A 24,343-nucleotide genomic window follows, 5' to 3' on the forward strand; every position below is an offset into this window, starting at 1 on the left:
AATATTGCGATCCGTACCAGAGCCGGTAGGATGCGCGCACATTGCTCCAGCCCATTTCACCAAGGATCGATTCCATGTCCCTGCCGCGCCCGCGACTTGCCCTTTCTGCCCTGATGCTCGCCCTGACCCTGTCGGGCTGCGTCACGATCCCGGATTCGAACGGCGAGGGCACCGCGGACGACAAACGGTATGGGCAGCTGGTCGATCTGATCGGCGAGGCGTTGAAGGACGGCATGTCGGTGGTGCTGGTGGCGGACCTGATGCCGCACGCCACGCTGAAGGACGCCATGCAGATGACGACGTGGACCGGCAACACCGTCTGGATGTTCGAACCCGATCCGCGCATCACGTTCGGGCGCAAGTTCCAGAACAACTCGCTGCAACGCGACAAGGACACGACCTACCTGTTCAAGGCCTTCGAGGTCCACATCCTGCCGCCCGGCAAGTACCTGCTGACGGGCGGGGACGACTACAAGCTCAATGCCAAGCTGGACGACATCGGCGCGCGCGCCGGCGCGGTGGGCTCGGGCCGCGGCGCCAACGGCACCACCTATCTGTCGCCGGAGCTGTATCGCGAGTTCTACAAGGAAACCAACTGGCACGAAGGCACGACGGGCACCCAGACCCGCACGCAGAAGGTCTGCACGGCCGTGCATCGCGCATCGGGCGCCTGCGTCGCCTGGGGCGAGCAGCAGGTCACCGAGACCACGCCGGGATCGCGTGCCGGCTACTACGAAGACACCACGTCGCGCGATATTCCGGCCATCAAGGTGCAATCGCGCGTGGTGCCCAAGCTGGCGCTGGCCAGCTTCACGCTCAAGGGCGGCGACCTGGTGCTGAGCCAGCGCATGCACATGAAGACGCCCAGCTACAAGTTCAAGCAGTCCGCCTGCCGCGCGGTCGATCCGAAGATGATCGAGTGCCCGCTGGAGGACTTCACGGTGTACACGTGGCCGGCGCCGTTGGACTTCGCGCAGAAGTATTTCGCGCAGCGCACGAACCTGACCGACGCGCAGCGCGAGCTGTTGGCCAAGCTCAAGCCGATGCAGATCACGCCGTTGGGCAAGCAGGGCATGCAGGACCCGGTGTGGGGCGTGCCGCTGTCGTTGGGCAATAGGAAGTAGGGCGCATCGTTCCGAAAGCTGCGCGCTGCTGGCCAAGTGCCGCGGCAGCGCAGGAGATATGTTTTCGCGCATAAGTGAATCGCGAAAACTTCATATTGAATGAGTTTGATTCTTAGTTATACTCGGAAACATCTGTGCGGGCGGTCACGCCGTCCGTGCGGATCTCCGGTCTACGTACCAATGCAGCGGGCGTTTCGGCTTCGGCGGAACGGTTCGGTACGCCGGCGGGCCGGCGCATAAAGACAATAAAAACCAGCGTTGACAGCATCACCCGAGCGCATTCCCCGAGCGGCGATGCATCGACAGGTCGACCCGTCGAACGTTCGCCGCGCCCGCCGTCCTTCGTACAGAACCTGGAGCACTGCATGCCTGTCCCCACCCGTCGCCGCAAGCTCGCGATCGCCTTGTCCGCCGCATTGGGCGCGCCCACCGCTTTCGGCCCCACCTCCTTTGCGCAGACGTCCGGCGCCAATCCGCCGGTCCCCCAATTGCCCGCCGTCACCGTGACGGGCGCCAGCGAGAACAAGCCGGATGAAATGCCGCCGGTCTACGCGGGCGGCCAGATCGCGCGGGGCGCGCGGCTGGGCATGCTGGGCAATGTCGACATGATGAGCACGCCGTTCAACGTGACGTCGTACACGTCGGAACTGGTGTTGAATCAGCAGGCGCGCAGCCTGGCGGACGTGATGGCGAACGATCCGGGCGTGGTCAGCGCGGGGCCGTGGTTCTTCGACAACTTCAATATCCGCGGCTTTGCCGTCAACCGTGCGGAGATCGGTTTCAACGGTCTGTACGGCATCGCCAATTCCGAGGGCGTGCAGCTTGAAGGGCTTGAGCGCATCGAAGTCCTCAAGGGGCCGAGCACGCTGCTCAACGGCAGCGCGCCGCGCGGCACGGCGGGCGGCACGATCAACCTGGTGCCCAAGCGGGCGGACGATACGCCGCTGACGCGTTTCACGACCAGCTATGTGGGCGACGCCAACCTGGGCGCCAACGTGGATATCGGCCGGCGCTTCGGCCAGGACAACAAGTTTGGCGTGCGGCTGAACGCGGCCTATCGCGACGGCGAAGGCTCGGTGGATAACGAGAAGCCGCGCGCTTCGAACGTGACGCTGGGACTGGATTACCGTGGCGAGCGGCTGCGGGCCAGCGCGGATCTGGGCGCCAGCAACCAGAAGGTGAGCGGCGCGCGGAACAACTATTTCGTCACGACCGCATTTCCGCTGTCGGCGCCGCGCGGCGACATCAATCCCTATCCGTCGTGGTCGTATCAGGACAAGGACTATGCGTTTGCGATGGTGCGCGCCGAATATGACCTGACCCGCAACTGGAGCATCGGCGGCGCGTTCGGACTGGCCGAGACGACGCGCAAGGCCAATTCGCCATGGGGCGTCATCATCAATGACGCCGGCGACCTGGACTTCACGGCGTTCGGGTTGAAGGAACGCAACAAGACGCGCAGCGGCGAGCTGAACACGCGCATCCAGTTCGACACGGGGCCGATCAAGCACAGCGCCGTGCTGGCCGTGACCGACTACGACTCGAAGGTCAGCGCCTATCAGCCGCAGTCGTCGTGGAACGAGTTCAGCAACATCTATCACCCGACCAGCCTGTCGGAGCCCGACAACTTCAGCCTGGACGGCACGATGGTGCCGCAGAACGACATGACGCTGCGCAGCTATGCCATCACCGACACGCTGTCGATGCTGGACGAGCGCGTGCTGCTGACGGTGGGCATGCGCCATCAGAAGATCGACGTGAATTCCTACGTCTGGAATACCGGCGCGTGGCAGTCCAACTACACCCGCAGCGCCAACACGCCGGCGGTGGGCCTCGTGGTCAAGCCGACCGACAAGCTGTCGCTCTATACCAACTACGTCGAGGCGCTGGCGCAGGGCGCGGTGGCGCCGGCCACCGCGGTGAACGCGGGAGAAGTGTTTGAGCCGTTCGTGTCCAAGCAGTTTGAGGTGGGCGCCAAGATGGACTGGGGCACGTTCTTCACGTCCCTGAGCGCATTCCAGATCAAGCGGCCCAGCGGGTTCCTGGGCGCGGACAACGTGTACCGCCTGGCGGGCGAGCAGCGCAATCGCGGGCTGGAACTGTCCGTGGCGGGCGAGGCCGCGCGCGGTCTGCGGCTGCTGGGCGGCGTGGCGTGGACGCGCGCCATCCTGACTGAAACCCCGGGCGGTGAATTCAACGGCGCCAAGGCGTCAGGCGTGCCGACGTGGTCGGTCAAGCTGGGCGCGGAATACGACATCGCACAGGTCCCCGGCCTGACCGCCACGGCGCGCATGATCTACACCTCTTCCATCCCGTGGGACGCGGACAACAACGCCACCGTGCCGGCCTGGACGCGTTTTGACGTGGGCGCGCGTTACGCGACCCGCCTCGCCGACCGCAACGTCGTGTTCCGGGCGACCGTGGAAAACGTGTTCAACCGCCGCTACTGGGATTCGTCGCCCGCGTACCAGATGGTCACGTCCGCCGCACCGCGCACGTACATGCTGTCGGCCAGCATCGACTTCTGATGGCGGCAGGCCGGCTTCGGCTGGGGGAGCGCCAGACCTGGGTCTGGCTGCACCGCTACGCCGGTCTGCTGACCGCGCTGTTCCTGACGGTGGCGGGGCTGACCGGCAGCATCCTGGCGTTCGGCCACGACATCGACGCGTGGCTCAATCCCGGCTTTCACCAAGCGCGAACGGCCGCGCCGCCACTGGGCTTTGACGCGCTGGCGGCGCGCATCGAGGCGACGGATCCCGCGCTGCGGGTCGACTACGTGACGCACGACGGCACGCCCGGCCGCACGGCGCTGGCGTTCGTGTCGGCGCGGGCGGGGCGTGCCCCGCTGGGCTATGACGAGGTGTACGTCGATCCCGGCACCGGCGAGATCCAGGGCAAGCGCTCGCGCCGGGCCTGTTGCCTGCAGGCCGAAAGTTTCGTGCCCTTCATGCTGCAGATCCATCACAGCCTTTACGTGCCGGGCTTGTGGGGATGGTGGTTCATGGGCGGCATCGCGCTGATCTGGCTGGTGGACAGCTTTGCCGGCTTTTACCTGACCCTGCCGCGCGGCGGGCTGCGCCTGGCGAAATGGAAGCCTGCGTGGCTTATCAAGCGCGGCGCGGGATCGTACCGGCTGAACCTGGATCTGCATCGCGCGTTTGGATTGTGGCTATGGCTGGCGCTGGTGCTGCTGGCGTTGAGCAGCGCGTATCTGAACCTGCGCGAAGAATTGTTCCGGCCGGCCTTGTCGGCCGTGTCGACGTTGACGCCGATTCCCACGGCCAGCACGCCGCCTGCGGGGCGCGATGTGCTGCCGGTGGTTGGCTTTGACGCCGTTCGCGCCCGTGCCGATGCCTACGCTCAGGCGCAGGGGTGGCCGCAGCGCGTGAGCGGCGTCAGCCACTTCGGCGAACTGGGCCTGTATCTGGCGCTGCTGTGGCCGTCGCACCACGACCGGGGACTGGGACTGGGCTCGCCCATGCTGTATTACGACGCGCACACCGGCGCGCTGGTGGGTGTGACGCAACCCGGCAGCGGCACGGCGGCCGACGTCTTTACACAGATGCAGTTTCCGCTGCACAGCGGCCAGATCGGCGGCCTAGCCGGCCGCATCCTGGTCTGTGCGCTGGGCCTGGTCGTCGCGATGCTGAGCGTGACCGGCGTGGTGATCTGGTGGAAGAAGCGGCGGTCGCGGCAAGTGTCGGAACGGCGGGCGGGGCGTGGCTGACGAAACGCCGCCGCGCTTGCCGGATTGCTACCAACGGCGGATGGTCGTAGTCATTCCGGCTACTTGAGTGGCCGAATAACTGCGCATAGATTGACCAAGGCCGATTTGCCGTCGCGCAAATCGGCCTAATGGATGGTCCGCAGCCGAAAGTGTTCAGTGGTGCGCGTTTTCTCTGTCTTTGTCAGGGAGCCCATTCTTGGACGTCCACCTCCTTCTTGCAGGCCTGTGCGCCTCACGCACACGCCGTCTATCCCCGTTCGCGCCGCTTGATACCGCCGCCTCGTCCTGCGGCGGCGCGCTGCCGTCCGTTTCCCCTCGTTTGCACTGACCTTGATCCACGGAGCGTGCCCGCCACATCGACACCGAATGCGCATTAGCTAGAAAAAACATCGTCGTGCATGTTGGAAGTCCCCTTAGTGAACTTCGCCAAACACATCCATTAGGAGCGACAACAATGAAGCTAACTCGCCGCAAACTGAACGCAGGGGGATTGGCCCTGCTGGGCGCAGGATCGCTGGGACCGGCGTTCCGGGCCTCGGCCGCCGCCTCCGAAGGGCTGGTGGCCAATCTGCCTGAAGCCGATGACCGTTTCGTCCTGGCCACCGACGCCTACATCTACGCCTACCCGCTCGTGACGATGGAGATGACCCGCCGGGTGATCACCAACGTCGCCGAACCCAAGGGCACGCGCGCGCCAATGGGCCAGCTCATCAAGCTGCGCCAGTATCCCGACGCCAAGTTCCGCGACGTGACGGCCCCGAACGCCGACACGCTGTACACCACGGCATTCTTTGATGTGGGCGACGAGCCCTGGGTCGTCAGCCTGCCGGACCTGAACGGCCGCTACGCGCTGTTTCCGCTGCTGGACGGGTGGACCACCGTGTTCGACGTGCCCGGCAAGCGCACGACGGGCACGGGCGCGCAGACCTTCATCGTGACGGGGCCGGGCTGGGAAGGGACCGTGCCGCAGGGCATGAAGCAGTACAAGTCGCCGACCAGCATCGTCTGGCTGCTGGGCCGCATCTATTGCACCGGCACGCCCGAAGACTACGCCGAGGTGCACAAGCTGCAGGACCAGGTGAAGCTCGCGCCGCTCAGCGGGTGGGGCAAGGACTGGAAGGCGCCGCAGGGCAAGGTCGATTCGGCCATCGACATGAAGACGCCGGTGCGCGACCAGGTCAACAACATGGATGCGGCCGAGTATTTCGCGCTGTTCGCGCAACTGCTCAAGCGCAATCCGCCGACGGCAGCGGACGCGCCCATGATCGAGAAGCTGGCGACGATCGGCATCGTGCCGGGGCAGGATTTCGACAAGACGAAACTGCCCGCCGAGTTTGCCAAGCGCGTACCCGAGACGGGCTTCGCGCGGATCATGGCGCACTTCCGGTCCAACGATGGCGATATCCAGCATATCGACGGGTGGGGCTTTACGACCAAGACCGGGATCTACGGCACGAACTATCTGCAACGCGCCCTCGTCACCGCGATCGGGCTGGGCGCGAACCGGCCGCAGGACGCTGTTTATCCGACCTCGTTGCGGTCGTCGAACGGAGCGATCCAGCGCGAGTACAACGGCTCGGAAAAGTACGTGCTGACCTTCCGCAAGGGGCTGACGCCGCCCGTGTCCGGATTCTGGTCGCTGACCATGTATGACCAGAACTACTTCTTTGTGGACAACCCGCTGAACCGCTATTCGATCAGCGAACGCCAGCCGCTCAAGCGCAAGCCGGACGGGTCGATCGATCTGCTGATCCAGAACGAATCGCCGGGTCCGGAGATGGAGTCGAACTGGCTGCCGGCGCCCAAGGGGCGGTTCATTCTGATGATGCGGCTGTATTGGCCGAACGAAAGCGATCCTTCCATCATCAATGGCTCGTGGACGGTGCCGCCGGTGCGGCGGGTGAGCTGACGCGGTGATGCGGGCAGTGCCTCAAGTGGTTCCAGGGCGCGGCCCGCACTTCTGACAAACGCCCTCGGGCTGGAGGAAACGCGATGAAAAAGCACGTCATTGCCTGTGCGGCATGTGCGGCGCTCCATGCCGGCGCCGCGATTGCGGCCGAGGCGCAGCAGCCTGCACCTGCCGCCGATGCCGCGGCGTCCGACGAATGGAAGTTCTCGGTGTCGCCTTACTTCTGGGCGTCGGGGCTCTCGGGAAAGATCACGCATCGGCGGCTGCCGCCCGTCGACATAGACGCAAGTTTCGACAAGATCTTCGACAACCTGGATTTCGCGGCGATGCTGATGGGCGACGCGCGCAAGGGCCGATACAGCATCTTCGGCGACCTGCTGTACATAAAGGTCGGCGCGCAAGGCGACACGCCGCGAGGCATTCTGGCCGACAGCGCGGACGTGAAGAACGAGTCGTTCACGGGCATGATCGGCGCGGGCTATTCGGTGCTGGACCGGTCAGCGCACAGTCTGGACGTGGTGGGCGGCCTGCGGGTCTGGTCCGTGGACAACAGCATCACGTTCAATGGCCCGCTGACACGCGGCACCAAGCACAAAGACAGCGCGACGTGGGTGGACGCCATGGTGGGCGTTCGCGGCACCTACAACTTTCATTCCAAGGCCTATCTGACGGGCTGGGGCATGATCGGGGCAGGGGGCGCGGAGGCGGATTGGGACCTGGGGCTAGGCGTCGGCTACAACTTCAACAAGTCGGTGTCGGCCACGGTCGGTTACCGCGCGATGGGCGTGGACTACGAGCGCAACGGCTTCAAGTACGACGTGGTGCTGCAGGGGCCGATCGCGGGAGTGACGATCCGGTTCTGATGGCGCTGCGGGGCGCCGCGTTCAGCGCAGGCCGGCCACGTTGACGGTGGCGGCGCCGCAGGCCTGCACCAGTTCGGGGTCATGGCTGGCAAACAGCACGACGCGGTCTTGCGCCCAGCGTTTGAACACCTCAGCCAGCACGCTGCGGGCCTGCGCGTCCAACCCATTGCTGGGGCCGTCGGCCACGACGACCGCGGGATTGCCCAGCGCGGCGGCGGTCAGATAGACCTTGCGCCGCGTGCCGGTGGACATCTGCTCGAAACGCTTGTCCAGATGCGGCTCCAGCCCCAGCTGGCGGGCCAGTTCCCATATCGAATCGTCCAGCGTCACGCCTTTGGCAAGCGCCGCCTGTTCCAGCAGGCCGCGTCCCGTCTGCTCGGGAAACGCCATGCAGTTGTCCGGCACCCAGGCCAGACGCGCCTGCGCGGCCTGCGGCGCGTCGCGCAGCGAATGGCCGTCGATGTGTACGTCGCCGCTGTCCGGCGCGAGGACCCCGGCGATGATGTTCAGCAGGCTGGATTTTCCGGTGCTGTCTTCTTCGCAGAGCGCCACGCAGCCCGGCGCAAAGGTATGCGTCAGCCCCTGGAACACGATGTGGTCGCCGTAGCGCTTGGTCAGATTGTCGATGCGTAGCATGCGGCAAGTGTACGAGAGGAATGCGGGGCGCGGCCATTGGGAGTTAGCATCGACGGCTACCCCTTAAAAGAAAACCGGAGACTTCATGGCTGCCCCCATTCCTGAATTCACCCATGCCTTGGTGACGCGCGATGCGCGCGGCGTCTACACCCTGCAGATCCATGACGCCAAGAGCCTGAATATCCTGGCCTCGGCCGTCACGCTGAGTCTGACCGACGCGGCGCGCTGGATCGCGGCGCAGGATGACGCCCGCGCAGTGGTGATTCGCGGGACGGGCGAAAGGGCATTCGTGGGCGGGGCCAATATTCATGAGATGGCCGAGCTGGATCCGCCGGGCGCGCGTGCCTTCATCACGCGGCTGCGCGAACTCTGCGAGGCGGTGGCGGACATTCCCGTGCCGACCATTGCGCGACTGCCAGGCTTTTGCCTGGGCGCCGGCATGGAACTGGCGGCCGCCTGCGACATCCGGTTGGGCTCGGCTGACGGCGTCTTCGGCATGCCCGAGGTGCGCGTCGGCATCCCCTCGGTGATCCATGCGCTGCTATTGCCCGCGCTGATCGGCCAGGGCCGGACCAACTGGCTGCTGCTCACCGGCGAAACGGTGGATGCGGCGCAGGCGCGGGACTGGGGTTTTCTGGAATTCATGTGCGAGCCGGGCGGGCTGGACGCGCTGGTCGAACGGACCGTGGCCCCGATTGCCGCCAGCGGTCCGCACGCTGTGCGCGCGCAGAAGGCTCTGCTGCGTGACTGGACGGAATCGTCGATCCAGGCGGGTCTGGACCGCAGCGTCGAGGCCTTCGGCGAGGCCTTCACCACCGACGAGCCGCGTCAGTACATGGCGCCGTTCCTGGCGCGCAAGCGGCATCGCCAGGCTTGAAGGCGGAGGCCCCGCATGCGGGGCCTCGTTCCATCATTTCCGAAGATGTTCGCGCACGGCGGTGGCCGAGGGGCCCACGGCCTTGACGGCGTCGCGCAGTTTTTCCTCGCTGACGCCGAGCGCCTGTGTCCAGTAGCGCAACTCGTGCGGTTCATTCACATTGATCCGGGAGCGATCCTCGGGACCGCGCTTGCTCAGGTCGTCTGACATATTTTCATCCTCCGGGTTGCAACGTCCCGGAGTCCAGCAAGCGGCATTCCCGCCTGCCGGGTCGTCACTGAACGAGCGTCGGCGTCGCCACGCGGGAGGTCTGGGCGGGCATGCGCTCGACGGTCAGCGCGTCCGGCGTTGTCGCGGACGGACGGACGACGACAGCCTGCTTGGCGCTGGCCGCGCCCAGATTGGGCAGGTCAGCCGGACGCGCCGCCACCGCCGCGAACGGACCGCCGCCGCTGGCCGGCACACCGTCCAGCGTCAGGTTGGCGGCCCAGACGCCACTGCGGCGGGACAGCACCTGGTACCGCTGCGGCGCGCCCGCCGCTCGCGCAACCACGTACAGCGTGCCGTCGACCAGGCTGATGGCGGGCGGCGACGCGGCTTCGGCGTCCAGCCTGCCGAGTTTGCCGTGGTCCAGCAGCCAGAGCTGTCCGCCCGCGCGCTCCAGGATGGCGAGCACGACGTTGCCGTCATTGCCGGCGTGGATGGCGGGGCGGCCGATGTAGGGCACGCCCAGGTCGGCCGGCGCGCTCCATTCCATGTCCAGGTCGGTGGTGTCGCCGGCTTCAACCAGTTTGGTCAGGTGGTTGTTGGCGCGCTGCCGGAAGTAAAGCTCGACGCGGTCTTCGTGATTGCGGATGGCGGCCAGTCCGCCGGCCGCTTCCGGCGCGGCCACGCGGCGCCAGCCTTGCCATTCCGAGCGCTGTCCCTTGGCGGCCGGGAGCTGGCGGGTATAGAAGAGTTCGCCCTTGGCGGCGATCGCAAACACGACGTAACGGCCATCGGAGCCGCGCGCGGCGGCCGGTGAACCCGAGGCGCCTTCCAGCGGCGGCAGGGCCTGCCAGGTGCTCCAGCTGCCGTCGATGCCGGACGGCGTGATCCAGTGCAGCACGCCGTCATAGCCCAGTGCGACGGCGGCGGCTTCGCCGCGCGGCGCGACGGCCGGAATCTGCGTGACGCGCAGGCCGCCCAGCGCCTGCCATCCTTGCCAGGTGCCGTCATGGCGTTGCTTGTTGGCCCAGACGCCGCCGAGCGGGTCGCGCGCCATCAGGCCGGCCGTGCCGTCGGCGTGGGCAAACGACACCACGGGACCGGTGGTGCGGCCGCCCAGGCTGTGCCAGCGCTTTTCGCCGGAATCCCAGCTGTTCACGGCGGCGTTCGTCTCGCCCGCGGCAAACACGACCAGACCGCCGCGGCCGTCGGGGTACACCTGCGGCGCGACGTCGTGGCGTGACACGTAATAGGCCCGCTGCACCCAGGCGGCCGCGGGGCCGGCGGGTTCCTGGCAGCCCTTGGGACCGGCGCAATAGTGGTAGTCGTTCCAGGCGTAGTGCTGGAAGATCACCGATTTGCTGGCGATTTCCGATTCCGCGAGGTTGGTGGCGCGTTCCTGGCTGGGGTAGTCGATATACCCGGTCTCGGCATAGTTGCCGGGCGCGCGCAGCATGGCTTCGCGCGCCAGCCTGGCGCTGGCGATGTGGTCGGGGTGACCGTGACCCGCGCAGCGCCAGCACAACTGGGTGTACGGCACGCTGATCGTGTCGTCCAGGTGCCGCACGGTGGTGGGCCCGTACTGGCGGATCATTTCGGCCATCGTGTCGACAAGCTGTTCGCGCGTGTAGACCTCGGCATGCGGGCCCAGCGTGTCCACGTTCTGGTTGGGTTCGGATTCGGTGCGGCTCAGCGGCGTCAGGCTGCCCCAGCCCTTGCCCAGCCACGGATCCTTCAGGCGCATGTGCCACAGCTGCACGCGCGGGTTGCCGGTCAGCGTGAAGCGCGCAATCTGGCGGCCGGCGACGATGCCGGTGTCTTCCTTCCATGCGTCGGGCTGATGCGCCATGTAGGCGTAGGCGGCGCGCACGCCCCGCTCGCGGCCCAGCATGTAGCCTTCGCCTTCACCGGCGTCGCTGGCGGTCAGGTAGACCAGGCGCACGCAGCCGCCGGCCTCGATGTTCGAGGCGACGTCCGGGTTCATGAAGAGCAGGTCGTCATCCAGGTGGGCAACGAAGGCCAGGTCCTTGATGCCGTGGCATTCGGCCAGCGACGGCGGCGCGGCCAAGGCGTGGGTGGAGAAGAGGGCTGCGGCCAGGCAGCAAAGCGCCTGGCACAGCGGGCGCAGCAAGGCAGTCAAAGCGGGCATAAAAAAAGCGCTGCAGGTTGGAGGTGCAGCGCGTCTTGAGGGTGGTAAAGAGTGCGGAAAGTATAGCTGCGGCGCGGAGGCGGGCCGCAATAGGCGCTTGCCCGGTGTGGCGCGGGGCCGACGTTTTGTGACGAGAAAAATGGGGGACGTTGCATGATGGTGTCTGACACCCTTGAGACGGCATTGCAGGATGACGTCGATCTCGTTGGGTGTCAGACACCTGCCGAGCTCACGCAGGTGTCTCGTGCGGGGCACTGCGAAAGTCAGGCCGGGGACAGGTCATGAAAAAGGGGACACCAGTGTTGGTGTCCCCCATTCATTCAACGCGCCGATTCGGTGCTGACCACCAGCTTGTCCGCCCGCGCCGTGCGCGTCCGGCGTTCCAGCATCACCGCCCACAGCCACAAGGGCATGCTGGCGATGGCGAGCAAGCTGCCGACCCAGCCGGTCGACGTCCACCCGAACCCCGCCGCAATGGCGAGGCCGCCCAGGAAGGGACCGAGCGCGTTGGCGGTGTTGAAGGCTGAGTGGTTGAGCGCGGCGGCCAACCCTTGCGCGTCGCCCGCCACGTCCATCAGACGCGTCTGCAGCACGGTGCCCAGCGCGCCACCCACGCCAACCAGGAACACGTTCAACGTGATCAGCCAGACGTTGTGGGCCATCAGCGGGAAAAGGGCCAGCACCACGGCCGACCACAGCAGCAAGAGGCCCGCGGTGCGCATGACGGCGCGATCCGCAAACACCGGCACGACCATGTTGCCCACCGTCAGGCCGACGCCGAAGACACTGAGCACCAACGGCACCATGGCGGGCGTCACCTGGGTGACGGCGGTCAGCGTGTCGGCCAGATACGTATAGATGGAGAACAGCCCGCCGAAGCCGACGGCGCCGATCGCCAGCGTGATCCAGACCTGGCCGCGGCCCAGCGCGCTCAGTTCGCGCAGCGGGCTGGCCTTGGGGTCGGCGGCGGTGTCCGGCGCGTAGGCGCGCACGCTCAGCATGGTCAGCACCGCCAGCAGCGACACCAGACCAAAGCTCCAGCGCCAGCCGATGACCTGGCCCAGCCAGTTGGCCAGCGGCACGCCGACGATGGTGGCCACCGTCAGGCCCAGAAACACGCGGCCCACGGCAACGGTGCGCCGGTTGGCCGGCACCATCGAACTGGCCACGAGCGAGGCGATGCCGAAGTAGGCGCCATGCGGCAGGCCGCTAAGAAAGCGGAAGAACAGCATCCAGTGGTAGTTCGGCGCAATGGCGCTCAGGCCGTTGCCGATGGCGAACAGGCCCATCAGCGCGATCAGCAGACGGCGGCGCGGCATGCGCGCGCCCAGCACGGCCAGGATGGGCGCGCCCACCACGACGCCCAGCGCGTACGCGCTGATGACGTGGCCGGCGGTGGGGGCGTCGATGCCCAGCGACTGGGCGAAATAGGGCAGCAGGCTCATCGTCGCGAATTCGGTGGTGCCGATCGCGAAGCTGCCAACGGCAAGCGCCAGCAGCACCAGGGCGGGCCGGTGCTGCGCGGAAACGGAATGGGACATGGAGACTACAAAGAGAGGATTGCGGAATGCTGCGATGCAACAGCGGCATTGTAGAGGGCCGAACCTGTCATTTACGTGTCGGAATGTCTCGGCATGGTCAGACCGTCACGACATTCAACCCGCCGTTCGCCAGGCTTTCCGGATTCGCGCCCGACACGAACAACCGGAAATCGTTGTGCGCGAAGTTGCCGATCACCTTGGCCTGCGTGGCGATGAGGGCGCCCGCGTCGCCGTTGGTCAGCAGATTGTTGCCGGTGACGGCGGCGTCGAATGCGGGGAAATGGCTGTAGGCCTCCAGCGCGTTGTCGGCGGCGCGCAGGCAGCGCCATGCGGCGAACTCGCCGCCCGTCTGGATGATGGTCAGCATGGCGCGCGCCGCTTCGGCGCCGAGCCGCAGGCTGGACAGGTGGTTGCTTTGCAGCGTCAGCGTGCCGTCGCCTTCCGGCACCATCTTGCCCGTGCGGATGCCGCCGCCCAACAGCTTCAATTGATCCGTCGTCAGTTCCGGAAAATCCCCTGACTCAGCAAAGAGCGCGATGCCGCCGCGCAGGCGGTTGTCGCGCACGGTGGTGTCGGCGTCGTTGTCCAGCAGCGCCAGCGCGCAGGACAGCGGATCGGCCAGCAGCGCGGCGGCAAGCGCGGCAATGGCGGGGCGCAGGCGTTTGGCTGCCGGCGTCTCGCGGCCAAGCTGCGTGGCCAGCGTCGTCAGCGCCGCCTGGATGCGGGGCGTCATCGTCAATGCATTGCCGGCGGCGCCGGCGCGCAGCAGCGCGGCGATCTCGGTGGTCATGGCCTTGCGCGCGTCCATGGGCTGGCGCGACAGCGCCGAGGCGGCGCGATCGTCGTCATCGTCCAGCACCGCGTCGGGGGAAAGCGCGCGCTTCAGCGCGGCCAGCGTCGGGGCGCGGGCGAAGAGCTGGTCGAGGCGTTCGGCGTTGCCGCGGCCCGCAGCATAAAGACGGCAGGTCTCGATGTGCACGCGCCGGCTGCCGTCGACACGCACCAGGCTGTTGCCGGGGCCGGCCGGCCCCGCGCAATCGACGCGCGACAGCCGCAGGTCGGCGCATTGGTTGAAAGCGATCGCGGCCGGCTGGCCGCGCCGCGTGATCACCAGGTCGGCAATGGAAACGCTGGCAAAGCCGTCCAGGCTGAACATGCGTTCTTCCAGCATCAGCCGGCTGGCGGCTCCGCAGCCGTGCAGCATCAGGCGCACGCGCGGCCCTTTGATGATGAGGTCATCGTCCAGCTTGTGTTCGCCCGGCGTCAGGCACAGGCAGATGTCCATGCGGTCCTGTCCGATGAGCGTGCGCAGCGCGTTGTCCAGCGTCGGAAAATCGCCCGCCGGGCCAACGGTAAGGCAGCAGCCGCCGCCGTGGGTGCGGCGGCACAGGGCGTCCAGGGCTTCCTGCACGGAATACGCCTGCTCCGCGAGCAGATCCGCGCAGTTGCGCGGGTCGTAGGCCACCTCGGAGGCCAACGCCAGCGTCGCCGTATAGCGCAGCGGCAGGTAGCGGTCGGACGCGGGCTGGCCCGCGCGCAGCAGTTGCGCGGTGGCGCGTTGCACGGGGCGGGCGGCATCGCAGGCGAGCGACCAGGCGATGGACGCCACGCCGTCGGCGCCAGTCGCCACGTCCTGCGTGGCCGAGCCATTGGGCAGGCGGCCGGCGTCCACCGTAAAGCGCACGACGGCGCCCGCCACCGGCAGGCTGCCGTTGGCCACGCCGGCGCGCAATTCGGAAGGCAGCGGCACGACGTCCGGCGTCATGGCGGGATTGGGCTTGACGCTCTGCCCGTCGCCGCCCGCGTAGTAAAGCTGGGTCAGTTCCGTCAACGCGGGAAAGAGCGGACGGCAGTCGCTGACGGCGGTCCACGCGCCGGCCTGCCAGCGCAGCAAGGCCAGCCGCGCAAACGCCCGCAGGACACCGGCGGGCGCGTTGAAGGCGGGCTTGCCGTCGGGCATCTGCGGCCATTCGATGGAGGCGGTGGCGGTGCGCGCGGGAATCAGCCAGTAGTCGCCCACGCGCAGGCGGCCTGGGGAAAACTTGATCTCGACGCCGTCCTGTTCCAGTTCCACCCATCCGGCGTTGGCACTGTTGATGGGCGCGGGCGTGATTTCCGCGACGCCGTCCCAACGGCGCACGCGCGGGTTGGCCGGAAAGCGCGCCACTTCCAGCGGATGACCGATCAGGCTGGCCGGATCGATGGTGACCGTGTTGCCGTCGGTGCGCACCACCTGCGCCAGCGGCCCCGGCTGACCCAGCAGTTCGTGCGTGTCGTCCAGAAATTCGACCCAGCAGCCGGCCGTGATGGCCAGCACGTCGTCGCGGCCGATGCTGGCGACTTCGAATTCATTGGCCACGGGATCGTCCAGCCAGCGCACGACGCGCGACAGGATGCTGCCGTTTTCGCGCGACCACTTGTAGCGTGCCTTGCCCGCACCCGCGCCATCTTGGTGGATTTCGATGCGGTAGAGATGGTTCTCCAGCAGGCGGTAGCCGGCGTCGGGCGGCAATTGGCACGGCGTCTTGGGCGGCACGCTGGCTTCGGCGCGCGCGGCCATGCGCGCATCGGGCGGCGCGATCAGCGCGTCCCACGCCGGCAGCGCGGACAGGCAGGTGAGGGCGGCGTCGGGCGCGCCGACCTGCATCAGCTTGACCTGCCACACGGTCTTTTCGCGCGTCGCGGTGTCGGGGCCGCCCAGCGCGACCTCGCGCATGCTGGTGTCGCCGGCAGGCAGGTCGAGCGTGCACAGGTGGCGCTGCCAGGCTTCCAGATAGGCCAGGTACATGCCCTCGGGCGGCGGCGCGGTTTGCCCGTTCGATCCGAAGACGATGACGCCGTCGATGTCGGCCGGGGTTAGGGCGGGCGGCGGGAGCGGCAGGACGGACGCGCCGGCCGGCAGCACGGGCGATGCCGTCGGCGGCATGTCGGGCTGTTTGGCTACGGAGGCGGGCTGCGGGATTTCGCAAAGCAGGCCGTCCAGATACAGGCGGCCGGCCGACAGCGACAGATCCTTGCCCGCGGGAGCCAGTGCAAAACCCGGCGCCGAAAGCGGTACGCCCACGGGGCCGACGGTGTCCGCCGTCTCGGTTTCGATGCGGCGGTTCAGGATGTCCTGCTGCTCGTTCCAATCCGCGTCCATCTGCACGCGGCCCTGCTGCATGCGGACGGCCCGGTAGCGCCGGGTGGGGTCGAAGGTGAGGCGGCTGAGATCGGCTTTCATGGTGTTGTTCCCGAAGACAGGGGGCTCAGTTCACGGGGATCAATCCCGCTTCGAGTCCGAAGCGCAGATACTCGTCCAGCGCCTGCCGCAGATTGGCTTCGCGCTGGGCTTGCAGCAGGAAATTCCAGGCGCCCATTTCGGCGCCGTTGTCCGCGCCTTCGCGGATCTCGATCGCGCAGCCGCGCGCCAATTGCCCGTAGGCTGGCGACCCGAACTGCGTGGACGTGAACGACGGGGCCACGCGCGCCGCCGCGCGTTTTGCGGCCGCGGCGCTCAGATCCTGCATGACCAGGTCCGGCTGGCAGCGGTAGCGCCGGGGCGTGACCGACGGCGTGGGCACGTGGCAGTAGCGCACGCAGCCTTCCTGGCGGCGGTTGATGGTGAGCGGGCCGCCGAACAGCGTGTTGGACGCGTCGAGCCGTCCGGCCTCCACGCGCCCGAACAATGTGCTCGCCAGAACGCGCAGGGCGCTGTCGTCCACGTCGACCGCCGCCGCAGCGCTGCCTTGCGCGTCGATCAGGCACGCGTCGAGGTCGACCGAGGCAAGCGGCGTGGCGCAGCGCACCGGCCCGCAGACACAGCGGGTAAGGCTCAATTCCAGTTCAGGCGCCGCGCCGCTGTGGCGCACGCCGCCGCGCGCGGGCGCCAGCGTGCAGTGGCGCAGCGCCACGGAACGCAACGCGCCTTCCAGCCGCAGGCGGCCGTCCACCAGCAGTCCGTCGAGCCGCACGCGCGTGCTGGCGTTGCCGCGCAGCCGCCAGTCGCCTCGCAGCACCGGGCGGCGCAGCGGGGCCGCCTCGATCAACAGATGCGTGTCGGGCAGCACCAGATCGGGTGCGATGGCTTCGGTGCCGTCGTGGTCCAGAACGATGCGCACCCGCTGGCCCGCCTGCACCGCGGCCAGCGCCGCCGCCAGCGTGGGCGTGGCCGCCGAAGGCACGCGCAGTTCGATGTCGAAGGCGTCTTCGGACGCCGCGTCCGCGTCATCGCCGGCCGGGACGCTGCGGTCGTACGGACCCGCGCCAATGTCGCCGGGAAATCCATACGCGTAGCGAACCTGCACCAACTGCGCGGTGACGCCCGGCGGTAGCGCGAGGCGTCCGCGGCGCGGATCCAGGCCAACCAGCACGCCGCCCGCAGCGGGAAAGCTGCGGTCCGGCCGCCCGGGCTTGCGCGCCTTGACGAGTAGGGACGCGTCGGGCCGGCGCCAGTCTTCGGGGGAAACGCCGGGGATGGGCGCCAGATTGCAGATGACCAGATGTTCGGGCGGCACGGCCTGTCCGTCCAGCCACACCTGAACGACCGGACCGCCGCCGCCCTCGGCAAACCATCCTTGCGGCGGCGCGTCGCCATCGGTCAGCGCCTGGCGGCGCGCTTCCAGTTCGGCGTGCAGATCGCGCCACGACAGCGGTTCGGGCACGTTGACCGGTTCGGCCAGGTGGTCGATATCGGTCTCGGTGCGGGGCCGGTTGAACAGCGCTTGATCGCGGCCCAGCGGATCGATGGTGTAGAAGCCGTCGCGCGTCGTGGCGGGGGCGGCGTCGCCGCGCTGCACGGTGTACGACTGCAGCCGCCACAGGAACAGCGCGACGTTGGGCAGGTTGTAGCGCCCGGCCGGCAGCGCGCGCACGTCGGCCGTATGCAGCTCGGCGCCGAAGGGGCCATCGACGCGTTCCATCGCGCGGGAGTCGCGCAGGTCGGGCGTGCGCAGCGCGTGCGGGCGCGGGTGGTTGACGTGCTGCGTGGTGGCGACGCGTTCAAAGCACTCGGACACGCGGCTGCGCCAGCCCGTGGCGTCGGACGCCAATTCTTCCAGCACCAGCGCGGTGCCCTTGCGCCGGCGCAGCCGCAGCGTATTGGCGACGAGGGCGCGAGGCGAGAAGGCGGCGCCCACGGGGTACAGCGCGCGCACGCCGAGCAGGTCGCCCAGGTACGGCACCACCCAGTCGTCGCAGGTCTCGATGAACCAGTTGTCGTAGAGCCGGTCCACGTCGGCGTCCACCAGCGCGCCCTGGCGCGCCAGCACGTCCAGCAGCGCGCGCAGCGGGCCGCCGGCAGCCGCGTCGCGCTCGCGGTAGAAGGCCGGCAGCAGGGCCATCAGCGCATCGGCATCCAGGCGGGTGTTCATGTGCGCTCCGATAGCAGAATGCCGGCCGGGTTCGGGCGCAGCAGTTCGGCCGGTTGCAGGCTGCCCTGTTGCCACCGCGCGGTGCGGGCAGGCAGCGTGGCGTCGGGGCCGTTGCTGCGCCGCGCGGTGAGGCTGGACAGCCCCGCGCCTGGTCCCGCATTCAGCCCAGCCTCGAGCACCAGCGAATCCAGATCCACCCACAGCACGCCCGGCACGCCTTGCAGCACGGACAGCACTTCCGCGCCGTGCAACGGTTGGCCGAACGCGCGCGCGGCAAAGCCGAAGGCGTGCAGCACGCGCGCGTGGGCCGCCTGCAGAACCTTCGGCGGTTCGTACCGGGGATCGATGCCCAAGCCGGCCCGCATGCCGAAATCAAGATAACGGCAAGGCGCCACGCGCAGCGGCTGATAGGGAGGCCGCGCCCCGTCGATGGCCGCAAGCAGGTTGCGGTACAGCGCGCCGGCAGGATCCAGCGCGGCGCCATCCTCGCCGGCGACGGTCAGATGCACGAGCCGTTGTTCGCCATCCCACAGCCACACCGCCTGCGACTTGCCGATGCCGGTGAACGCCGCGGCAAAATCCTCGAAGTCGCGCAGCGAGACGATGCGGTCCAGCGTGCGCACGCGCAGCGGCGCATTGCGGCGGGCGGCGTCGCCGGCTTCGGGATCCACGCCGCCGGTTGCGGGCGCCGGATTGACGACTGCCTTGACGCCGGGTGCGCGCGTCAGCAGCACGCTCAACTGCCCGCGCGCGACGTTGCCTTCGCGGCCCAGGCCGACGCGATAGCGCGCCTCCACGTTGCCCGAACCCGACGGCAGGCGCGCGCCATGCAGCCCATCGCCGAACTGCACGGTGGCGCCGCCGCTGTCGTCCAGCCGCAGCAGATACGCACGATCATCCGGCGCCAGTTCCGTGATGCGCGACGCTTCGGTCCACAGCAGGCCATCCACGCGGACCTCCAGGCTGCTCGCCGCGCCGCTTGCCGTGGGTGCAGGCACGAAGGTCAGCGGCTTTTGCTGCAGCGTGAAGCGTTGGAACGCCCGGTTGCCGGCGCCGCTGCCCAACACCTCGGGCTGAATGCGCATCTGCCGGCTGTCGCCGTGGTTGGCGGGCGCAACGTTGGCGTTGATGCGCACGGTGGCCGGCAGATAGGCGTGCGCCAGATCGGCGTCCAGAAGCAGCGACGTGCGGCCGCCGGCGCTGTCGTTGCGTTGGATGCGCACGATGTCGCTGGCTTCCGCCAGCGTGACGGTGGTGCGCGCGCCGTCCTCGAATTCCAGATCCGCGCTGGCGCGGTCGCGCGCCACGCGCACGTTGGCCAGCGCGTCGCCGCGCATCAGCCGCTCGCGCGGTGCGGTGTTGGCAGCGTCGCTCTCGTCCAGGATCAGCCCCGACACCGCCAGCACGCGGTCTGGCAGCAGGTCGGGCTCGTACGACGCCAGCACCAGCGCGTGGCCCTGTGTCAGGCCGGAAGCAGGGCGCACGCCCCAATCGAGCGCGTCGGATTCGCCATACGCGGTGGTTTCGCGCACGGCGTCGTTGAACTGTTCGCGCAGGCGTTCGCCCCGCAAGGTCAGGCGAGAGGTTGGCCCGGCTAGCGCAAAGCCGGTCCGCGCGTCGGGACCGGCGTCGGCCACGCGGTAAAGCTCCTCATACCCCGGCATGGACAGCACGGCCCAGCCGCCGGCCACCCATTTCGGATAGACGGCATCCAGGTGCACGCCGTGCACGTCGGAGGGGAACAGGCTGGCGGCGGGAATCGTCTGGCGCGCCAGGCCCGGCCCGGACCATGCGAGCGCAAGGGTGGCGTCGCCGCTGGCCTCGTAATAGTCGATGCGGATGTCGTGCTTGCGTCCCGCCGTGAGCCGGGCGCTGGCGCTGTATTCGGTGGGCGATTGCTCGTGCCACTGGTCGATGAGCAGATTGCCGTCCACCCATAGCCGCACGCCATCGTCGGCCGTGATGTGGAAGGTGTAGCTGCCGCTGCCCGGCGCGCGCACCCAGCCGGTCCAGCGCACGCAGAAGTTGTCCGACGGCATGCCGTCGCCGGGTCCACCCGCCGCCCACCGGAAATCCAGCTGTGGGTCGGTGCGGGTCGTCACCCGCTCGCTGAACGTGCGGCCGCGGTAATACTCCCCGTACAGGCCGGACCCTGCACCGCTGGCGCCGGGCGGATCGGAGATCTCGGCCAGCGTGTAGCCCGGCCATTGCGGGAACTGGCTGAAGGACGGCTTGGCGTCGTCGGCCATGCCCAGATAGGCCGCGCGCAGCGTGGCGGGCATGGCGCGCCAGTCGGGCGCGTTGTGGCCGAACAGCCGCGCCTGCGTGCGTAGCGCGAAGCAGCGCGGATTGCGGCGGGCGGGCTGCACGTATGGGGCCGCGCTGCCCAGACCGCGTTCCAGCGAGATCAGCGTGTAGGCGGGCGCGCCGTCCTCGCCCGGGCCCGGCACATACTCGCGAACCTGCGTCAGGCGGCGGAAGTCCCAGTTTTCGTTGCCCGGATCGCGCACGCGCTCGTCGCCCACGATCAGCACGGCATCGCCGGCTTTCAGACGTGTGGCGGCCCCGGCCAGGCACAGCGTGCGTGCGCCAAAGCGCGGCGGCGCCGGTTCCAGCCACGCCAGTTCCAGCGCGTTCCATGCGGCGCGGGCCTCGACGGCCTGCAAGGTCTCGAACGTCTGCGCGCGTTCGTCCTGCGCGGGCACGCTTTGCGCGCGCGTCCAGGGTTCGACGCGCGCCCGCAACGGCGCGCCGGGCGCGGTTTCCAGCGAGAACGCCAGCCACGTCGTTGCCGCCACACCGGGCCGCAGTTCGTAGCCGATGGCCCGTGCCAGCGACTGCACCGACCGGCGCTCGGTCGCGGTCCGCAGATAGCCTTCGTTGCCGATGCGTTCCTGATAGAACGCCAGCACGTCCAGCACCGCGGCCCACGCGTCGAACAAGGCGATGACGGGGTCGTCACGGTCGCGAGTGGTCAGCGCGGCCAGCGCCGGGGACCGCGCCAGGTCCGCCGTCAGGCTGGCGAGAAAGCGGCCATGCGTGCCGATGCGCAGGCGCAATGCCGGCTGGCCCGGCGGGTTGTCCTGGTTTGACGGCGTCAGCGCAGGCTGGCCGGCGCAGCAGCCGCAATCGTCGGGGGTTGTCATGATCCGCCCTCCACGATGAAGTCGATGCGGCCGTTCTCGGGAAAGTTGGGATCGCCGTCGGCGCGCAGCACTTCCAGCGGCGCAGTCAGCAGGCGGCCCGTGTCCAGCTCGCCCGCGGGGTCACGGCCCCAGCGCTGGAAGCGTTCGGCTCGCGCCGACGCGACGCCCGGCACCGCCATGACGGCGCGCATCAGCGCCGACAGCGCCAGCGGCGTGCCGAAGGTATAGCGGTCGGGGTGAAAGAAGCCGGGCCGGCCCGCGCGGTCCAGACCTGCGGTGAAGGCATCGCGTAGCGCCGCCTTGACGTCGGCGGCAAAGTGGCCCGGCGCGGCGCAGACGCGCACCAGGATGTCGAGCGGCACGTGAACGGGATCGGAGAATTCCAGGTCCTGCCCGGCCAGCCGGAAGCGTTCCATGAAGGCGCGCAGCGTCGCGCGAAACGGCGCGTCCACCTCCCGCCCGCCACGCCGGTCGACGGTCAGAAAAACCGTGTGCCAGCTGCCCGTCCAGCGCAGCCGGGCCGCCGCGCGCTGCACCTGCGGATGGCGCTCCGCGAGGCGCGCGTAGTCGTCGGCCGTGACCGCGCGCTCTTGCACCCGGAAGGCCTCGGGCGCGTTGAGCTTGATGGCGTCGGCCGGTTCCGGCGCCGCGCCGCCCTGCGCGGGCAGCGGATTGCGCACGCGCGCCACGCCCAGCATCAGATCCGCATCGTCGGTGACGAGCGCGCCGATGGCCTCGGCGCCCACGTTGCCCTCCGATCCGCCGCCCAGCCGGTAGCGCGCCAGCAGGCGTTCGCCCGCAACCGGGGCGGCGCCATAGCGGTTGTCGCCAAAGCGCAGCCACGCAGCGCCATCGGCTTCCGTTTCGACGACGAACTCGCGGGCGTCGCGCGCGCTGGCCAGCAGGCTGCGCTGCGGCGACCATGCCGGGCTGGCGGGGGCGGGCATGTCGCCGGGCTGATCGGCGTCGTCCGCCTGCAGCGACATGCCGCTGGGCAGCGCCCGGCGCGGGTCCTGCGCCAGCGCTGCACCGGCGGGCAGCAGGGCGGACACGGCGAGGTCGTGCCGATAGGGTTCCGCGCAGGCCAGGCCCGCGTCCGGCAGGCGGGGGCGGTAGGGCCGCGAGGCGGGCGCGTCGCGCGCGGTGGCCGTGTCCGGCAGCAGCGGCGTCCAGTCGCGCTGCATGCCGTGGTCCGCCAGGACGACGTTGCCGCGCGCCACGGATACCGCCCGCTTGACCAGTGCGCCGCCGTCGTCGAACTCGCGGCTGACGCACAGCGGAAACGGCAGCGCGTCGTCCGGATGCCAGGCGATCAGCAGCAGGTCGGTGCCGGTCAGGTCGTCGCGGCCGGCGCGGGTTTCGGTCAGGCGCACGGCCACGCGATGCGTCCGGTCGGCGTCGGCCTTGCGGCCCGTCAACGGGTCGATCGTTTCCTCGAACACCACCACGTCGCCGGGGGCGAGCGTCAGCGGCGGATCGTTCACCAGCGCCGCCTGCGTCTGACCGCGCGGCAGGCAGTAGGCCGGATCGGCGAAGTCATGCAGCAGGATGCGGCTGTGCGCGGCGTGCAGCGTCAGGTCGTGCAGCGTCTCGAACACTTCGATGCCGGCCGCGGGCAGCCCGTCCAGCGCGTCGCGGCGGCGCACGGGCGCGGCAAGCGCCGCTTCGGGCGAACTGGTCAGCAGCGGCGTGCCGGCCGGGATGACCTTGCCGTCCCCCTGCGCGTTCGCTTCAATCGCGACGAACACCCGCGCGTTGCAGCCGTCATGCAGGGGATAGTCCAGAAGGCGCGCGTGGCGGCGCAGCGAGGTCCGGCGGCGCGCGGTGTCCAGATAGGCCTCGGTGGCGGCGGCATCCTGCGCGTAGGAAAGGTGGTCCGCCACATAAGCCAGCGTTTCCACGAGCGCCACGGTGAAGTCCGCGGGATTGCGCTCGGTGAAGTCGGGCATGCTCTGCGACAGGCGGTCCAGCATCAGCCGCCGGAAGCTCTCAAAGTCCTTAGCCAGGTAATCGAGCAGCGGCTCGGGCGGCGCAGGCGCATCGCAGACGTGCGACTCGGCGCAGTCGAATTCCGACGGGCAGCCCGCCTTGAAGTTGATCTCGATGGTGGACAGGCACAGGTCGAAGCCGGGCGCCGGTGCGTCGGGGTCGGCCGGGTTGACGAGCGCGAGCGTGTACCACGAGAAGTCGCCGGCCTTGTCCACGGTCAGCCGGATCTCGTTGCCGGACAGCACCGGGTCCGCGGCCAGCGCGATGCCGCGGATGCGCGCACCGCCCTCGATGCGCACGTGCGCGCGGCCGATGCCGGACACCGGATGCGCGCAGACCACGCGCACGGTGCGCTGGTCGGCCGCGTCGATTTCCACGAAGGCGATGCCGTTGTCGCCGGGCGGCTGCTGGGCGCGCAGCAGTTGCAGCCGGCGCGGGTTGGCGCTGCGGAACTGGCGGTTCATGGCAGGTCCCGCGTAAAGCGCGCCAGCCGCCGTTGCTGGCCCTGGCGCATCACGTACTGCACGTCGACCTGCAGCGTCGCATCGCGGTGCGCAACGTTGACGGACTCCACCGCGATGCGTTCGCCCAGCCACTGTTGCAACGCGCCTTGCACGCTCATCTGCACGGCGGCGGCCAGCGTGTCGCTGTTGGGCGCGAACACCAACTGCAACAGCCCGCAGCCGAAGTCCGGCCGGTTCACGCGTTCGCCCGGCACGGTGAACAGCACCTGTTCGATCATGTCGCGCACGTGCGTGGCGTCGTCGGCGTTGCGGCTGCGGCCGCGCGCGTCGGGTTCGAACGGAAAGCGCAGGAGGGCCATG

General features: G+C 68.9%; 15 protein-coding genes. 6 read left to right on the plus strand and 9 right to left on the minus strand.

What is annotated here, in order from left to right; genetic code table 11:
- Positions 1–74: 74 nt before the first annotated feature.
- The 5 genes from RT697_RS02985 (at position 75) to RT697_RS03005 (ending at position 7,623) form a co-directional block, all read left to right on the plus strand.
- Complete coding sequence (locus RT697_RS02985) at positions 75–1,124, plus strand: hypothetical protein (protein WP_313696924.1); 1,050 nt, start codon at positions 75–77, stop codon at positions 1,122–1,124.
- A gap of 365 nt (positions 1,125–1,489) precedes the next feature.
- Positions 1,490–3,652 carry a TonB-dependent receptor gene (locus RT697_RS02990; protein WP_313696925.1) on the plus strand — a complete coding sequence of 721 codons (2,163 nt, stop codon included), beginning with the start codon at positions 1,490–1,492 and terminating at the stop codon, positions 3,650–3,652.
- Positions 3,652–4,851, plus strand: a complete 1,200-nt coding sequence (locus tag RT697_RS02995) for a PepSY-associated TM helix domain-containing protein (RefSeq protein ID WP_313696926.1) — start codon at positions 3,652–3,654, stop codon at positions 4,849–4,851. The genes RT697_RS02990 and RT697_RS02995 overlap by 1 nt, the downstream gene beginning before the upstream one ends.
- Before the next feature lie 454 nt (positions 4,852–5,305).
- Positions 5,306–6,760, plus strand: coding sequence for a DUF1254 domain-containing protein (locus tag RT697_RS03000; RefSeq protein ID WP_313696927.1), 1,455 nt, complete (start codon positions 5,306–5,308; stop codon positions 6,758–6,760).
- 83 nt (positions 6,761–6,843) lie between these two features.
- Positions 6,844–7,623: a hypothetical protein gene (locus RT697_RS03005; protein ID WP_313696928.1), complete on the plus strand. Its 780-nt coding sequence runs from the start codon at positions 6,844–6,846 to the stop codon at positions 7,621–7,623.
- A 21-nt stretch (positions 7,624–7,644) separates the two neighbouring features.
- Here the strand turns inward: RT697_RS03005 and RT697_RS03010 are convergent, their stop codons facing one another.
- On the minus strand, positions 7,645–8,259 hold the full coding sequence (locus tag RT697_RS03010; RefSeq protein ID WP_313696929.1) for an ATP-binding cassette domain-containing protein: 615 nt from the start codon (positions 8,257–8,259) through the stop codon (positions 7,645–7,647).
- Between the two features lie 85 nt (positions 8,260–8,344).
- Between RT697_RS03010 and RT697_RS03015 the strand changes: the two genes are divergently transcribed.
- Positions 8,345–9,136 carry an enoyl-CoA hydratase gene (locus tag RT697_RS03015; RefSeq protein WP_313696930.1) on the plus strand — a complete coding sequence of 264 codons (792 nt, stop codon included), beginning with the start codon at positions 8,345–8,347 and terminating at the stop codon, positions 9,134–9,136.
- Between the two features lie 33 nt (positions 9,137–9,169).
- Here the strand turns inward: RT697_RS03015 and RT697_RS03020 are convergent, their stop codons facing one another.
- The 8 genes from RT697_RS03020 to RT697_RS03055 form a co-directional block, all read right to left on the minus strand.
- Positions 9,170–9,346 (minus strand): DUF3606 domain-containing protein, encoded by a 177-nt coding sequence (locus RT697_RS03020; RefSeq protein WP_313696931.1) that lies wholly within the window; start codon positions 9,344–9,346, stop codon positions 9,170–9,172.
- Positions 9,347–9,410: 64 nt separating this feature from the next.
- A complete protein-coding gene (locus RT697_RS03025) occupies positions 9,411–11,492 on the minus strand; it encodes a PIG-L family deacetylase (protein ID WP_313696932.1) in 2,082 nt (693 codons plus the stop codon).
- A 320-nt stretch (positions 11,493–11,812) separates the two neighbouring features.
- Entirely contained in the window at positions 11,813–13,033 is a 1,221-nt protein-coding gene (locus tag RT697_RS03030; RefSeq protein ID WP_313696933.1) for an MFS transporter, read from the minus strand.
- Positions 13,034–13,130: 97 nt separating this feature from the next.
- Entirely contained in the window at positions 13,131–16,256 is a 3,126-nt protein-coding gene (locus RT697_RS03035) for a DUF6519 domain-containing protein (protein ID WP_313696934.1), read from the minus strand.
- Between the two features lie 25 nt (positions 16,257–16,281).
- Positions 16,282–18,384 (minus strand): phage tail protein, encoded by a 2,103-nt coding sequence (locus RT697_RS03040; protein ID WP_313696935.1) that lies wholly within the window; start codon positions 18,382–18,384, stop codon positions 16,282–16,284.
- Positions 18,381–21,530 (minus strand): putative baseplate assembly protein, encoded by a 3,150-nt coding sequence (locus RT697_RS03045; RefSeq protein WP_313696936.1) that lies wholly within the window; start codon positions 21,528–21,530, stop codon positions 18,381–18,383. Before RT697_RS03045 ends, RT697_RS03040 begins: the two co-directional genes overlap by 4 nt.
- Complete coding sequence (locus RT697_RS03050) at positions 21,527–23,983, minus strand: putative baseplate assembly protein (RefSeq protein ID WP_313696937.1); 2,457 nt, start codon at positions 23,981–23,983, stop codon at positions 21,527–21,529. Before RT697_RS03050 ends, RT697_RS03045 begins: the two co-directional genes overlap by 4 nt.
- Positions 23,980–24,342, minus strand: coding sequence for a GPW/gp25 family protein (locus RT697_RS03055; protein WP_313696938.1), 363 nt, complete (start codon positions 24,340–24,342; stop codon positions 23,980–23,982). Before RT697_RS03055 ends, RT697_RS03050 begins: the two co-directional genes overlap by 4 nt.
- Between the last annotated feature and the right edge of the window lies 1 nt (position 24,343).

The organism is Achromobacter sp. (genome assembly GCF_032113835.1).
Taxonomy (GTDB): Bacteria; Pseudomonadota; Gammaproteobacteria; order Burkholderiales; family Burkholderiaceae_B; genus Achromobacter.